13 protein-coding genes are annotated in these 15,290 nt (G+C 42.1%); all 13 read right to left on the bottom strand.

Annotated features, from left to right (window positions below):
• Positions 1-36: 36 nt before the first annotated feature.
• The 13 genes from spoVE to H9631_RS02450 all read right to left on the bottom strand — a co-directional run bounded on the left by spoVE (position 37) and on the right by H9631_RS02450 (position 15,114).
• Positions 37-1,137 (bottom strand): stage V sporulation protein E, encoded by a 1,101-nt coding sequence (spoVE, locus tag H9631_RS02510; protein ID WP_191809675.1) that lies wholly within the window; start codon positions 1,135-1,137, stop codon positions 37-39.
• 50 nt (positions 1,138-1,187) lie between these two features.
• Positions 1,188-2,549, bottom strand: a complete 1,362-nt coding sequence (gene murD / locus H9631_RS02505) for a UDP-N-acetylmuramoyl-L-alanine--D-glutamate ligase (protein WP_191809674.1) — start codon at positions 2,547-2,549, stop codon at positions 1,188-1,190.
• A gap of 1 nt (position 2,550) precedes the next feature.
• Positions 2,551-3,525 carry a phospho-N-acetylmuramoyl-pentapeptide-transferase gene (gene mraY, locus H9631_RS02500; protein ID WP_191809673.1) on the bottom strand — a complete coding sequence of 325 codons (975 nt, stop codon included), beginning with the start codon at positions 3,523-3,525 and terminating at the stop codon, positions 2,551-2,553.
• A gap of 3 nt (positions 3,526-3,528) precedes the next feature.
• Positions 3,529-3,969: a hypothetical protein gene (locus H9631_RS02495; protein ID WP_191809672.1), complete on the bottom strand. Its 441-nt coding sequence runs from the start codon at positions 3,967-3,969 to the stop codon at positions 3,529-3,531.
• Positions 3,963-5,423 carry a UDP-N-acetylmuramoyl-L-alanyl-D-glutamate--2,6-diaminopimelate ligase gene (locus H9631_RS02490; RefSeq protein WP_191809671.1) on the bottom strand — a complete coding sequence of 487 codons (1,461 nt, stop codon included), beginning with the start codon at positions 5,421-5,423 and terminating at the stop codon, positions 3,963-3,965. Before H9631_RS02490 ends, H9631_RS02495 begins: the two co-directional genes overlap by 7 nt.
• Before the next feature lie 551 nt (positions 5,424-5,974).
• Positions 5,975-7,888, bottom strand: a complete 1,914-nt coding sequence (locus tag H9631_RS02485; RefSeq protein WP_191809670.1) for a stage V sporulation protein D — start codon at positions 7,886-7,888, stop codon at positions 5,975-5,977.
• 77 nt (positions 7,889-7,965) lie between these two features.
• Positions 7,966-10,161 carry a penicillin-binding protein gene (locus H9631_RS02480; RefSeq protein ID WP_191809669.1) on the bottom strand — a complete coding sequence of 732 codons (2,196 nt, stop codon included), beginning with the start codon at positions 10,159-10,161 and terminating at the stop codon, positions 7,966-7,968.
• The gene (gene ftsL, locus H9631_RS02475) at positions 10,158-10,514 is read right to left on the bottom strand and encodes a cell division protein FtsL (protein WP_191809668.1); all 357 of its coding nucleotides are present in this window, start codon (positions 10,512-10,514) and stop codon (positions 10,158-10,160) included. The genes H9631_RS02480 and ftsL overlap by 4 nt, the downstream gene beginning before the upstream one ends.
• 31 nt (positions 10,515-10,545) lie before the next feature.
• A complete protein-coding gene (gene rsmH / locus H9631_RS02470; protein WP_191809667.1) occupies positions 10,546-11,478 on the bottom strand; it encodes a 16S rRNA (cytosine(1402)-N(4))-methyltransferase RsmH in 933 nt (310 codons plus the stop codon).
• Between the two features lie 43 nt (positions 11,479-11,521).
• On the bottom strand, positions 11,522-11,953 hold the full coding sequence (gene mraZ / locus H9631_RS02465; protein WP_120115251.1) for a division/cell wall cluster transcriptional repressor MraZ: 432 nt from the start codon (positions 11,951-11,953) through the stop codon (positions 11,522-11,524).
• 141 nt (positions 11,954-12,094) lie between these two features.
• On the bottom strand, positions 12,095-13,723 hold the full coding sequence (gene bshC / locus H9631_RS02460; protein ID WP_191809666.1) for a bacillithiol biosynthesis cysteine-adding enzyme BshC: 1,629 nt from the start codon (positions 13,721-13,723) through the stop codon (positions 12,095-12,097).
• A 92-nt stretch (positions 13,724-13,815) separates the two neighbouring features.
• A complete protein-coding gene (locus H9631_RS02455) occupies positions 13,816-14,211 on the bottom strand; it encodes a DUF3397 domain-containing protein (RefSeq protein ID WP_191809665.1) in 396 nt (131 codons plus the stop codon).
• 9 nt (positions 14,212-14,220) lie between these two features.
• Positions 14,221-15,114, bottom strand: coding sequence for a 2-dehydropantoate 2-reductase (locus tag H9631_RS02450; protein WP_191809664.1), 894 nt, complete (start codon positions 15,112-15,114; stop codon positions 14,221-14,223).
• Between the last annotated feature and the right edge of the window lie 176 nt (positions 15,115-15,290).

Below are 15,290 nucleotides of genomic sequence, written 5' to 3'. Positions count from 1 at the left end.
AATAAAAAAGAAACCCAAATGTTATTGAGTTTCTTTTCAGACTCTTGCATAACGGCTTATATTCAGCAGTACCCCCACTGCCATTAACATGATTGTCAGCGAAGATCCCCCATAGCTTAAAAAAGGGAGAGTAATTCCAGTAACTGGCATTAGTCCAGTAACAACCCCTATATTAATCATTACCTGAATGGCGATCATAGAGATGATTCCGACAGCGAGGAAGCTGCCATATAGATCAGGAGCCCCTAGGGCGATTTTAATCCCTCTCCATAGAAGCAGGGCAAATAGCAGAATAACTAAACTTCCGCCAATAAAACCTAGTTCCTCCGAAAGGATAGCAAATATGAAATCCGTCTGCGGTTCGGGCAAATAAAAGAATTTCTGCCTGCTCTCCCCCAACCCTAATCCGAACAATCCTCCTGGACCAATTGCATATAACGATTGGATAATCTGAAAGCCGCTATTTAGCGGGTCCTTCCAAGGATCAAGGAAGGAAGTGATCCTCGCCATTCGGTAAGGAGCGGATAAAATCAGTCCGACAAACCCCGCAAGCCCAATTAACCCCAGTACAGCAAAATGAAGAATTCGCGCTCCGGCTATGAAAAGCATCACGATACAAGTTCCGACCATTACTGTGCCTGTTCCGAGGTCAGGCTGCATCATGATCAAACCAAATGCGAGAAACACCAATGCCAAGGAGGGCCCTAGGCCCTTTTTCACTGTAGTAATATACCTTTGCTTTTCTGAGAGGAATTTCGCTAAAAAAGCAATCAGTGCAAGCTTAATGAACTCAGACGGTTGGATGGAAAACGCGCCAACACCTATCCAGCTTCTGGAACCGTTCCTTTCCATCCCGATACCGGGAATCAAGACCACGAGCAGTAATATAAAACAAACAATCAATAGGGGCTTGGCCCATTTTCGCCAAGACCAATAATCGATGTTCATCATTAAAAACATGGCGGCAAAGCCCAGTCCCGCAAACAGCAGCTGCCTTTTTGCAAAGAAAAAGGAATCGTTAAATTTGTAGTCTGCCCAAACGGCACTGGCACTGTATACCATGATCAGCCCAATGGCCAACAATGTCAGAGTTACGAGAATCAAAATAAAGTCGGGTGTAGATTTCTTCAAGGGCAACAGTCAGCACCTCTGCCTCCACTGTATTTAAGCCTGTTCCATACACCTTTTTATTGGCTCTCCTTCAGTTTATGCACGGCTTGTGCAAAAATATTACCCCGTACTTCAAATGTCTTATACTGATCCCAGCTTGCGCATGCAGGAGACAGTAGAACAACATCACCAGGTTCTGATACATTAAAAGAAAGAGGAACAGCCTCTTCCACATTATCGACGTGATAAATGGATTGTATTCCTGCCTCCTTTCCGGCTTCCTCCAATTTTTTGGCTGTTTCACCAAATAGGATGAGGGCTTTTACACCTGACAAGTATGGAATCAGTTCAGAAAAACCATTCCCCCTGTCCAATCCCCCCGCAAGCAGAATGACAGGTGCCTGAAATGCTTCTAAAGCACTTTTGGTAGCCAGTATGTTTGTTGCCTTTGAATCGTTATAAAACTTTCTTCCATTAATTTCTGAAACGAATTGGGTTCTGTGCTCCACCCCTTGAAAAGAGGTCAGCACATTTTTAATAGCATCATTTCCTACACCTAGGAGCTTCACTGCTGCAATGGCCGCAAGGATATTTTCCTGATTATGCTTTCCAGGAAGAAGGATTTCCTCAAGGTCAATGACCTCTTCACCAAAATAAATGATCTTTCCTTCCTTGATGGATACACCCTCTTCTAAATGACGCTTAGTTGAAAAAGGAATGAGCGAAGCTTTTGAGAAGCTTACCAGTTCAAGGAGTTCCTCTTGGTCAGCATTCACAATCAAGAAATCATCCTCAGTCTGGTTTACTGTAATATTCGCTTTCGCCCCTGCATAGTTTTCCTTCGTCTGGTGGTAATCCAGATGTGCTTCATACACATTCGTAATGACCGCTATATTCGGTCTGAACTGATCTACCCCCATCAACTGAAAAGAAGACAGTTCAACGACCATTTTGTTCTCGCTTGTTGCTTCCATAGCCACTTCCGAGGCTACAGTACCGATATTCCCGGCAATCATTGGATGTTTTGATGCTTCTTCAAGCATCTTAAAAATAAGCGTAGTCGTTGTCGTCTTTCCATTTGACCCCGTGATACCAATAATATCGGCTTCTGACACTCGATAGGCAAGCTCAATTTCCGTAATAATAGGAATGTTCATTTCCATTGCCTTTGAAACTAATGGATTTGTATATGGAATACCTGGATTTTTGACAATTAATTCGAACCCTTCATTAAGCAGTTCGGGAGGATGGCTGCCACAAATAACTGTAATTCCTTTTTCAAGCAGACCTTGTGCCGCAGGATTTTCCTCAAACGGTTTTTGGTCATTAACTGTGACAAATGCCCCAAGCTCCTGTAAAAGAGTGGCCGCTGCAATGCCGCTTTTTGCTAATCCTAATACGAGTATTTTTTTATGCTGATAGTCCGTAATCTTCTTCAATTCACACCCACACCTCTATGTAAATTCCTAAAATGGCAAAAAGCAGGCCTACTGCCCAAAACGTGACAACTACACGCCATTCTGACCATCCGACAAGCTCGTAATGATGGTGCAGAGGGCTCATTTTGAAAATCCGTTTACCAGTCAATTTGAAAGAAATGACTTGTAAAATGACAGATAAAGTTTCAATTACAAAGATCCCGCCGATTACCAATAAAATGATTTCTGTTTTTGTAAGAATGGCCACTGCGGCAATCGCTCCACCCAGTGCAAGAGAGCCAGTATCTCCCATAAAAACCTTTGCCGGATGGGCATTGAAAACCAAGAAACCCAAAACAGCTCCTACAACTGCCACTGCGAACACAGCCACTTCATATTGTGACTGGCTCCATGCCAAAATAGCAAATGCGCCAAAAGCAATAGCTGCGGTCCCTGAAACAAGTCCATCAAGACCATCCGTCAAATTGACTGCATTCGAGAATCCCACAAGCCAAAATATGATGAAAAAGGCATACAACGGTCCCAGTTCAATGGATATATCTGTCAATGGGATGGCGATAGCCGTGGAGAAATCAAAAGCCTTAAGTACAAAATAAAACACAAGTGCTATCAAAATTTGGCCAAGCAGTTTTTGCTTGGATGTCAGTCCCAGATTGCGCTTAAGAGCGATTTTAATAAAATCATCCAAAAAGCCTAGCAGACCAAAGCCAAACGTGACCAAAATAAGCAAATATGTATCTGATCCCGGTTCTGTATATTTTCCGGTCATAATAAGCGTTGTGATAATGATTGAAATGATAATCAAAATCCCGCCCATGGTCGGAGTGCCACTTTTCTTTTGATGCGATTTTGGACCTTCATCACGGATGCTTTGACCGAATTTCAGCCTTCTCAAAAATGGGATGAAAAGGGGAGATAATAAGACGGTAATCAGAAAAGCCATGATAATTGTAAATAAAACGACTCTTTCCATCATTTGTTATCTCACCCCGTTCCTATCAGTACAGTTTTCGTCAGATTGGATCAATTGTCTCACTTTTTCAACTAGGTCATTAGGCAGTGCATGATACTGCGATTCCGGAAATATCACCCATGTCTTATGATCTTCCTTTGCAAGACTCACCTTGTGACAGTTTTCCTCCAGTATCTTAAGAACAGCCGACAATGTCCCACCTTCTGCAAGAAAGACTGGGAAATGATTTGGCGTGTAAAAAGGTAATTCCTTTTCTGAAGGCCAGACAGTAGCAATTGCACCTTTGGAAATAGCTGTTTGAAGGTCTTCGTCCTCTCCATTTTGAATAAATAAGCCTTTTGGTTGTTCTTCATCACTAGTAAAAGCAATACTGGCAAACGACATGCCGGCATCCCTGATACCCTTTGATTCAGGTAAGATTTTTTCAATTTCTTCGTATGTCAACATTTTCTTAACTCCTTAATGGCATTGCTCGCAACGAGGCGGTCATCAAAATCAAATACCTTATCCCCGATAATTTGATATGTCTCATGTCCTTTCCCCGCAATCAGCACTACATCTCCTTCTCGGGCGGCATTGATTGCCGCAGTAATCGCCTGTTTCCGGTCAGAAATGACTTGATATTGCTTCCCTTCTACACCTTTTTCCATATCTTTTAAAATGGCACTCGGATCCTCTGTGCGAGGATTGTCAGAAGTGAAAATCGGATCCGTTGCATATTTACAAGCTGCTTCGGCCATAAGCGGGCGCTTTGTCCTGTCTCTGTCTCCTCCACATCCGACTACAGCGTAAATTCGCTTTCCAGCAAATTCCTTTATCGTTTTCAAGACGTTTTCCAAACTGTCAGGCGTATGGGCATAGTCAACAATAACAGGAAAATCCTGCCCTTCGTCTACAGCTTCAAAGCGGCCGGGAACTCCGTGAACTGCCTCCACCGTACGGATAATAGAATCAAGCGGGACATTCGAGACATATGCTGCCGCTATTGCCGCTAAAGTATTATAGACACTGAATTTTCCCATTAATTTTAGTGAAACGTTGTTTTGCCCCTCTGGAGAAATAAGCGTAAAGTCTGTTCCACTCCTGCCCATTACAATGTCTTCAGCCATAAAGTCGGCAGAATGATCGATTCCGTATGTGACCACATGTGCCGATGTTTCGGAGATGTACTGTTTACCTGCTGGATCATCAGCATTGATGATTGCAAATTTCGGCTTCGTATATGTATTTCCCAATTTTGTAAACAGAAGCCCTTTTGCTCTCTTATATTCTTCCATCGTTTGGTGATAATCCAAGTGGTCCTGTGACAGATTAGTAAAGACAGCTACATCAAAGTCACTCCCATCTACCCTGCCTTGTACAAGCGCATGCGAAGAAACCTCCATGACTGCAGCATCAACGCCTTCACTAACCATTTTGGCAAAGGTTTCTTGAAGCACAATCGTGTCGGGAGTTGTGTTCTTTGTCTCAATAACCTTGTCTCCAATTTTCATGCTGATGGTTCCAATCAACCCAGTCGTAAGGCTGGCTTCTCGAAAAATCTCCTCGATCATGAAACTTGTCGTTGTCTTCCCATTTGTACCCGTGATGCCGACTAGATGCATCTTTTCAGTCGGATGGTCATAAAATGCATCAGCTAGAACTGCCATAGCATGTTTCGTGTCATTTACAATCACTATCGGGATAGAAAGCGACAGTGGCTTTTCTGAGATAATAGCCGCCGCTCCCTTTTCAGCTGCTTCTTGTGCAAATTCATGTCCGTCCACACGATGACCTTTAATACAAATGAACATCGAGCCCGGCTCTACTTTTCTATGATCATTTACAATCGCAGTTATTTCTGGGTTTTCCAATGCTGGCTTTACCAACGGCAAAGCTTTTAAAAGTGTATGAAGCTTCATCGTTACGATCCTTTCTATTTCATTGAATGGCTTTTAAGCATTCAAAAAGATTTAAAGTGGGAGAGACCTCCCGACTGTATAACTCTACTTGATTCGCAATTATTTTACCACATCCAGCATTCATAATATACCGCGATAGATAAACAGAAGGATAGCAAAACCCACATTCTTTAAGGGGTTTTTCCGATATATTACAAATCACTAATAAAATAAATTTAAAAGCACCGTTATCATCTATATGCTGGTTCGGAAATAAGTTCCCAATTTTTTCAATCTTAAAAATCTACCCTATAAATCATTAGGGTAGATTTTTGCTTCGTTCCGTTTAACTTTTTCATACCCTGTTTATCAAATGCCCTTGGCGTATTTGCTTCCAAATTTTATTGAGCTCCACTGGATAAATTCCCTTTGAAAATCTGTAGCATCCGCCGAAGCTTTAACTTCATTCAGCCGGTGTTCGCCCCCACTTAATGGTATACCGGTATGCATTCATCTCACTGTTTTCAGAAGTGGGAGACTTCTGCTGAATGAAGTTAACCAAGCAAGTTTACCTATTTCATATAAACCCTTATGACTGATCCCGCCTTAACCTTTACGCCCGGATCTGGAGCCTGCTGAATCACTTTTGTTCCATCACCGCTGACTTCAAGCTGCAGATCCAACATTTGCTGTAGTAGTTCTTTTTTTGTGAAACCTTTTAGGTCTGGCACAGTGACCATCTTCGGATCATTCCAGTTAGTCTTTTTTTCGATCTGATTTTTTCTCGGTTTTACATCAAGGGCTCGCAACGAGTCCTCCATTATTTTTCCTACAATAGGCGCTGCAACTGTTCCCCCAAATTGAACCGTTCCTTTGGGATTATCCACCGCAGCATATATGACAAGCTGTGGGTCATCTGCAGGTGCGAACCCGATGAAAGATACGATATGATTATTTTCAAGGTATCTTCCGTCCTTAGCTTTTTGGGCAGTTCCTGTTTTGCCGCCAATCCGATAATTATCAATAAAAGCATTCCGCCCCGTCCCTTGAGCAACAACACTTTCGAGGGCATGGCGAATTTCTTTGGAAGTCTTCTCAGATATAACCCGCCTCTTGAATACAGGCGTCTTTCTCATCGCTGTTGCCCCTGTAACGGGATCAACCAGCTCCTTCGCAATATAAGGCTGATAAAGCGTACCTCCATTCACTGCAGCTGCGACCGCCGCAACTTGCTGGATGGGTGTGACTGACACTCCTTGGCCAAAAGCGGTTGTTGCCTGCTCGACCGGTCCCACTTTATCCATTTTAAATAAGATCCCCGTCCCCTCTCCAGCGAGGTCAATGCCCGTCTTTTGCCCAAAACCGAAGCTCCTAATATATTGAAAAAGCTTTTCCTTACCCAGTCGCTCTCCAAGCTCCACAAACCCGGGGTTGCAGGAATTTTGGACAACTTCCAAAAAACTCTGACTGCCATGGCCTCCTTTTTTCCAGCATCTGAGAGTTGCTCCTCCGACTTTCACGAAACCAGGATCATAAAAATGGTCATGCTCCAAATCGACAAGCCCCTCTTCCAGTGCCGCAGCAAGGGTTATAATTTTAAAGGTGGAACCCGGTTCATAAGTACTCCAAATCGGTAGATTGCGATTGTATATCTCCTGAGGGACATTACGGAATCCCTCAGGGTCGAATGACGGCCTGCTTGACATGGCCAGAATTTCTCCGCTATTCGGATCCATGGCTATGGCTGCAATCCCATCTGGGCTGAATTGTGCTTCTGCGCTATCCAGCTCCCTTTCCATGATTGATTGGATTCTTGTGTCAATGGTTAGTTTTAAATCATATCCATCAACTGGAGCCTCAAAGTCATCCGACATATCTGGCATTCTTCTTCCCTTAGCGTCGGAAAAAAATTGTACAGAGCCCCGTTTCCCTTGCAGTTCTTTATCGTAATAAAGCTCAAGGCCCATCAGCCCTTGGTTATCTACGCCAGTAAATCCCAATACATGAGACAAATAGCGCCCAAATGGATAATGACGCTTGGAATCTTCTGCAATATAAACACCTTTTATATCCAATGCCCTTACTTCCCTGGCTTTCTCATAGGAAATCTTTCTGCCCTCAGGAATACGCTCGCTGGAAGAATTTGCCGTCATGTGTTTATACAATTTTTCTTTTGACACATTCAGAACTGGAGCAAGAGTTTCAGCGGCAGTAGCTGGGTCCTCAATTTGCCTTGGTATGATATAGACAGTCGGTGCACTTTTATTTTCAGCAATAGGCACACCATTGCGGTCAGTTATTTTTCCCCTCTCAGGTTCAAAAGGGATGTTTCTGCTCCACGAATCACGGGCCCGGTTTGTCAAATCATCCCCTAACACGAATTGCACGTAACCTAATCTCATATCGATGATTAAAAAAACGATAAGTCCAATCAGCAGGAAATAGGACAATCTTTTTCTTACAGTTACAGTTGAAACCCGCTTCACAAAAGGCCCCCCTCTTTTTACGGCTCGTTCAACTATATGCCTTGTCCTGCATGATTAGACCAGTGTTCACAACTGAATCAATCTAGCGGAGCTTCTTCCTGAGTCTCCTTTTTTTCAACCATTTCAGTTTGGGTGGCGAAATTGGCAACAAGATGATCGCCAGGTGATACTTTAGAGTTTGGCTTTATGTTTTGTTTCATCAAATAGCCGTCCCCTACCATATTAACCTTCAATTCTGCCAGTTTGGCCACTTTGAGAACATCTCGTTTCGACCATCCGGTCATATCCGGTATTGACAGATTACCGTCCGTCTTAATGATCACCTTCTCCCCTTCGATGACCCGATCTCCCTGCTTGGGTGAATGCGAGAGAATTTGTTTTCCATTCCCAATGAGTACTGGCTTAAGGCCGTTTTTCTTTAAAAGCTCTGTCGCTTTCTGAACATTCATGTCAGTTAAATCTGGTAATTCGGTGATAACTGTTTCTTTTTTCTTTTCAGGCTCGATGTTCAAATATTGAAGGCTGCTTTTCATTACTGGCTTAAATATTTCCGAAACAGGCAAAGCGCCGTTTTCATCCTGCTTAAGCTTCGGCTTTTCTACAACCACATACATCACCAGCTTGGGATCATCCTTCGGAGCCATTCCTAAGAAAGAAAAAATATAATTTTCCCTTCCCTGCAAATATCCACCATTTGGCGCAGCTATTTGTGCAGTTCCTGTTTTCCCTGCAACGGAATAGCCATCTAGCTGATAAAATTGATTTCCAGTACCATTTTCCGCCGTAATGACGGTTTCTAGAATATCCCTAACTTCTTTTGCACTCTTTGAGCTTAGGGGCTTTCCGCTCACTTCAGGTTTTGTTTCGGTGACATCGCCGGTAGCGGTGTCCACAATTTTATCTACCACATACGGTTTCATCATTTTTCCATTATTAGCAATGGCTGATGCTGCCTGGATCATCTGCATAGAGGTAACAGTTGTTCCTTGTCCAAAGACGCTGGTTACTTTTTCAATCGGCCATTCATACAATATTTTTCCGCTTACTTCATTCGGAAGGGCAATATCCGTTTTCTGGCCAAATTTAAACTTATCCATATAGTCGCGCCAAGTATCTGTGCCCATTTTCTCCAATAGATATGCAAATCCGACATTGGAAGAGCGCTGGACCCCCTCCAAGTATGTTATCGGCCCCCAACCGTTGCCTTGGTTGTGGTCTTTGATCGGAGGTTGCTTATTGTTCAAATAATACTTTCCGGATGGGAAGGTCGCATTCGGATTGAAGACTCCTTCCTCAACAGAGGCTGCCAAGGAAAATATTTTCATAGTCGAACCCGGTTCAAATGAACTCTCAACCACTTCATTATGCCAATTTTTTTCTATTCCTTCTCGAGTGACCGGATGATAGGTGGGACGCTGTCCCATGCCAAGGATCGCTCCTGTTTTCGGATCAGCAACAACAGCAAGAATTCTCTCAGGTGAATACTTCTGATCCACCTTATTCATTGCATCTTCGAGAAAGGTCTGGATTTTTTTATCAAGGGTTAAATAAATATCTTTACCGTCCTTTGGCTCTTTGATCTGTTTTTTGGAGTTAGGCAAAATATAGTTCCAGACATCACCCTTATATGTAAGGGTTCCATCCTTTCCAGTGAGCAATTCATTGTAGCTTTTTTCCAAGCCCGCTTTGCCGACGATTTCGGAAGATTTCTCATTAGACTGTTCTCCTTGGGCATAGCCGATCAAATGGGAAGCGAAAATACCGTTCGGGTAAAAGCGCTTCGTATCCTTAATGAAGCTAATGCCAGGCAGCTTCAACTTTTCGATTTCTTCCTTTACACGATGGGAAAGATCCCGGCCGGCCGGACCAAATTCAACCTGTTTCCGCCCCTTTTTCGTCAGCCGCTCATAAATCTCCTGCTCACTGAGCGAAATATGTTCTGAGAGTTCCTTAGCAGTTTCCGTTGGGTCTACCACGTGACGCGGGCGCTTCGGGTCCAAAGTGACTTTCTTATCCAATACAGCGATTAGAGTATAAGATGCAGAGTCTTCGGCGATAACCTCACCTTCCCGGTCATAAATAGTCCCTCTTTTGGCTTTTAGCACATCAGACCGCTTATACAACTGCGAGGCTTTAGTAGCCAGTGCCTGACCTTTTACTTCTCCGGTATACTGGATGGTTATGAAACGAACGGCCAAGACAAAAAAAAGCAGCCCGAATATAAAAAATAACAGTGCTGCTCCTATGTTTCTATTTTTTTTTTGAACATTCATCTATTCTCAACAACCTTAACATTATTCTCGTTCAGATTCAGGCCCAGTTCCTTGGCTTTTTTCCAAACCCGCTCATATCTGCTGAGCTCGTCAACTTGCATTGCTAAGTCATCGTTCACTTTTTCATGTTTCTGGATGTTTCTTTCCACATCCTGAACTTCTATATTCGTATCATAGACTGCAGCTTGAACTGTAATAATTTTTACAGCCATAAAAATTATAAAGGCAGCGAGAAGCAAATACAACAGTTTTTCTCCAGGACTTATTTTCACATGTCGCCGAACTGCTGTTTTTTGAACTTCCTTTTGCTGAACACTTTTATTTTGTTGGAGTTGTTGTGCCAAGTTACTCATTGACTTTCCCCCATTTCTGTCTGTTTTTGTTTTATAATTTTTCGGCTATCCGTAATTTTGCTGATCTCGATCGGTTATTGGCTGTCAATTCAGCTTCTACTGGTACAATCGGCTTTCTGTTAACTAGCTTTAGTATAGGTTTGTATTCTTCTGGAATGACCGGCAATCCCGGTGGAAGGTCTGGACCTTCGCTTGCTTCCTTAAACACATGTTTGCAAATTCGATCTTCAAGAGAATGGAATGTGATAACACTAATCCGTCCTCCAGAATTCAATAACTCGATAGCTTGTTTCAAAGAGTTTTCAAAAACTTTCAATTCATCATTCACAGCAATCCGGATGGCTTGGAAAATCCGTTTAGCCGGGTGGCCACCCTTTCTCCGCGCAGGAGCCGGGATACTATCTTTAATAATCTCTACCAGCTCGCCTGTTGTTTGAATAGGGCGTTTTTTTCTTGTTGCCTCAATATTCCTCGCCACTTGCTTAGAAAATTTCTCTTCTCCATACCGAAAGAAAATTCGTACTAAGTCTTCATAGGGCCATTCGTTCACAACATCATGGGCCGAGACGTCTCCATCCAAGTCCATTCTCATATCCAATGGTGCATCGTGATGATAACTAAAACCCCGCTCAGGAGTATCCAACTGCGGTGAGGAAACTCCGAGATCGTAAAGTATGCCATCCACGCGCGTAATACCCAATTCCTCTAATTCTTCAGCCAAATACTTAAAATTACTTTTCACCAAAATCAATTGGTCCTTGTGTTCAGCCAATTTTTTACTCGCATTGGCAATGGCTGTCTCATCCTGATCAAAAGCAATCAGCTTCCCTTTACTTGATAATTGTGACAGAAGGTATGAGCTATGTCCTGCGCCGCCTAGCGTGCAGTCGACATATATACCATCCGGCTTTATATTCAGGCCATCAACTGTTTCTTTAAGCAATACTGTCGTATGTGAAAACACTTTTCAATTCACCATCCAAATCTATTTCGAAAGCTGGAGCATTCTATATATCGAAGTCAATCATATTCTCGGCTATTTCTGCAAAAGACTCTTCAGATGCTGAGAAATAGTCTTCCCATAAATCTTTACTCCAAATCTCGAAACGACTGGATACCCCTAAAATAACACATTCTTTCTCCAGTTTCGCATAGCCAAGAAGAGATGCGGGCAAATTAACCCTGCCCTGCTTGTCCAGTTCACATTCCACGGCCCCCGAAAAGAAAAAACGGGTAAAAGCACGTGCATCTTTCTTGGTAAGTGGGAGAGCTTTTAATTTTTCTTCGATCTGTTTCCATTCTTCCATTGGGTAGCCAAATAAACATTGATCCAACCCCCGGGTAATAACGAACGAATCACCCAAGTGCTCTCTATATTTAGCAGGCACAATCAAGCGGCCTTTTGTATCAATGTTATGTTGGTATTCACCCATGAACATGACCTTTGCCCCCACTTTCTATAATAACTGTACCACAATCCCCCACTTGCCACCACCATTTTTTTATGAATATTCCAGTGTTTTTATCATCGATTTTCGATAAAAAAAAAGCCTGCTCCCAAGGAAGCGGCTTTTTTCCATTTAAATTCTTATAATTTTATGTCTGCCGTCGAATTCATACGGCAAGTTTAGCAATCCATCGATAAATTTCGTTCCGTATTCATTCAGATAATAAAAGATGTTCCAAATTCTTTCCTGAGGCTGACCATTTGGTCGAAGCATTTTCTCTACACAAACATATTTATCCAGCTGGGCACTATGTTTCTTTGTCATGCTGTCTTCCACTTTTCTTTGTAAAAATTCCAATTGCCTGATTTGCAGTGACAAACTAGTTTCCGCAAGTTGAATATGTCCTCGGTCAATTTCCTCTACTTTTGCAATGATTTTCTGATAATGGTCCCTCAATTCTTCTTTCGTATCCTTTATCAGTGACTCAAATCCGCCATCCTTAATAGAAGACAAGAAATTGTTTTGATCTTCAGCTGTTCCTTTTTCCAATACCTTCTCAATGGACAAATTCAAGTCAGCAAGATTTCGATCCGTCGTTTTATCGAGAAGTGTGATATTGAGCCTTGGTACAATCGGCGGCATTTGGCTTTTCATTACCTGAAATGCAGGGAGCAATTCTCCCCAATAGGCAATTTCACCAGGCCCCGCAATAAACGCCAAGGTTGGAAACAGCCATTCTTGCATAAGTGGGCGTGTGACGACATTATTGCTAAACCTTTCAGGATATAATTCCAATAATTCGAATAGCTCGAGATCAGTAAATCTCAATTCATTTGTTTTGCTGACAAATACCTTCTCAATTGGATCGAACTCCAACAGCTCCCGCTCGTTTTCATGGTAATAAAATAAGTTCGCTGCGTAATCATCAATTTCAATCGCATTGGAAAAGCCTCTGCTTTGTTTCTTTCTTTGTTGAGCGAGCACAGCATCAGTGATCATTTGTCCGTCATGAATGACTCGGGAGAAAAATGGCTTTTCAAGCTGGCGGAGCTTCGGATCAGCTGAATCAATGAGAAGTAAGCCGGAATCTTTGAAGAAATGCATGATCAAATAGGAAAAGAACTCAGTAAAAGTTCTTGTATTTGAGATGGCTTCTTCAACAACTGCTAGCATTTCCTTTGTATGAGAACGGTCACCAAAATACGAAAAGATCTGGCTAGTCCATGCTTGCATTTTCTCTTTATCGAAGACAATATGGGAAGCCATCATTTTGCCTGAAAAAGCTTCGTAGTAATTCTTCTTTTTAAAATTCTCTTTCTGAGGGGCGAATATATGATTGATTTCCAAATGGTCATGGTCTTCCCCTGCAATCCAAAAGATTGGAACGACAGGCTTCCCTAATTCCTTTTCCTGCTGCTCAGCCAGTTTTATGATTGAAATGATTTTATGTATTGTATATAAAGGTCCAGTCAATAAGCCTGCCTGTTGACCGCCTATGACTACAACAGACTTGTTGTCCCTGAATTTTTCAAGTGAATGCTGGGTAGCAGCCGAGCCTGGAAAATTCTTCATATAATGATCGATGCATTCAGCAATTTCTTTCCGGGCAAAATCCCGTTCCATCAAATCACTATATCGCTGCCTATAAACTGTTTCTTCTTTTATATTATATTGAAAGAAATCTTCTACAGATTCCATATCTTCAATGTAAAGCGAAGCAAAGCGATTTGTTGCCAAAACGGCAGCATTTTCCAATTCCATCTATGTACTTCCTTTCTCCTATCTGTTTCAATCACAAAGAAGTATAGCAAACTATATGAAGAAATGACATTTTCCTGCTTCAAGTCCTCATACTAGACGCTGAAAATCAAGTTTTTAGCCCTCGTTATAATTCCAAACAAAAGGAGACTGATATAAAAGAATGAAAACATGAGAAAGTTTAGACGTAGGTAGCCAGCAAACACCCTCCCATAGATGATCTCCTCTCTTGTTTTCCAATGCAAGAAAGTGAAGAACACGGCTGTAACAAGCATGAATAATATAATGACAAACAAATAGGAGCTTTCCCATATGGCCATGATTAAAAAATGAACGGATATAACTAGGACGAATGTAGTTAAATAAATGGCAGCATTTAGCGCCTTTTTATGATTCCTCGTTAATTGTTTAACGATAGTGAATACAAGAATGTAAAAAAGGAGTGGCACTGTGATGAATAAAGCTGCTGCTGATGAAAAAATAGTCCCCACTTAGCTTGCTCATCTCCTTTCCTGTTCAATTCCCTTGACCATAACGTAAGCCATTTGAATGGTCTTAGGCTTGGCACCTTTTCTTTCAGCCACCTTGAGGATATATCCCAATATCGCATCTATTTCTGTTTTTCTGCCTTCTTGGATATCCTTTAACATGGATGAAGTGTTGTGTCTTGTATTTTTGCAAATATCAATGATCCTATTAAAGGCTTCTTCTTTTTCCCCCAGTGGAAAGATTGAATAAATCTCTTCAAACATTAATCTTAATAATTCGTAATAATACGGATTATCTACAAGGCGCCCGTTCTTTACCTGAAACACTACAGTCAGGGGATTGATCAACGCATTTGCCATCAGTTTGTTAATCAGAATGGTACGATATTCCTTATAGAAGCAGACAGGAAATAGAGAATCGGCACTCATTGGAAAGTTTTTTTCCGGCTCATAGCTCCCTTTATAAACCGATACGTTTGTCTGCCCTACTCCATTATGTGAGACAGTCCGGTCATTCAATCGCTTGGCACCGTGCTCCACTGTCGCAACCAAAATCGTCTCTTGTGGCAGAATATTCAATAACTCCAGATGCCCCATTCCGTTTTGTATGAAGCATAGCGGCACAGCTTTTGGAGCTGATTTCAGCACAGCCATTACCTGCGGTAAATCGTATTGCTTTACAGTCACAATCAAGATGTCTTGATCCGAGATGCCACTGTCTCCAGGTACAGCATCGACCGGAATCACCTTTTCCTCGCCGTCTTGGAAACAAAGACGGATTCCTATTTCCTTGATTTTTTCTGCCTGTTCCTCACGTTTTGTAAAAATAGTCACTTCATGATTCTGTCCCAAATACGCCCCAAACAACAGGCCAATGGAACCTCCACCAATAATACCTACTCTCATCAAATCACCTAATTGCTTAATTCAAATGCGCCTTGGCGTATTTGCGCCCAGATTTTATCAAGCTTTGCTCGATAAATTTTGTATGAAAATTATTTCCGCTAGAAAGCAATACTTAAGTAAGCCCTCTATTCCTATTTTTTAAAAAGGGCTTTATCTGTTTTTTCTTTTATGGAATA

Source organism: Bacillus norwichensis, assembly GCF_014836955.1.
GTDB classification, from domain to species: domain Bacteria; phylum Bacillota; class Bacilli; order Bacillales; family Bacillaceae_C; genus Siminovitchia; species Siminovitchia norwichensis.
Note: the sequence above shows the minus strand (reverse complement) of the source record. Positions and strands in the feature narration are given on the sequence as shown.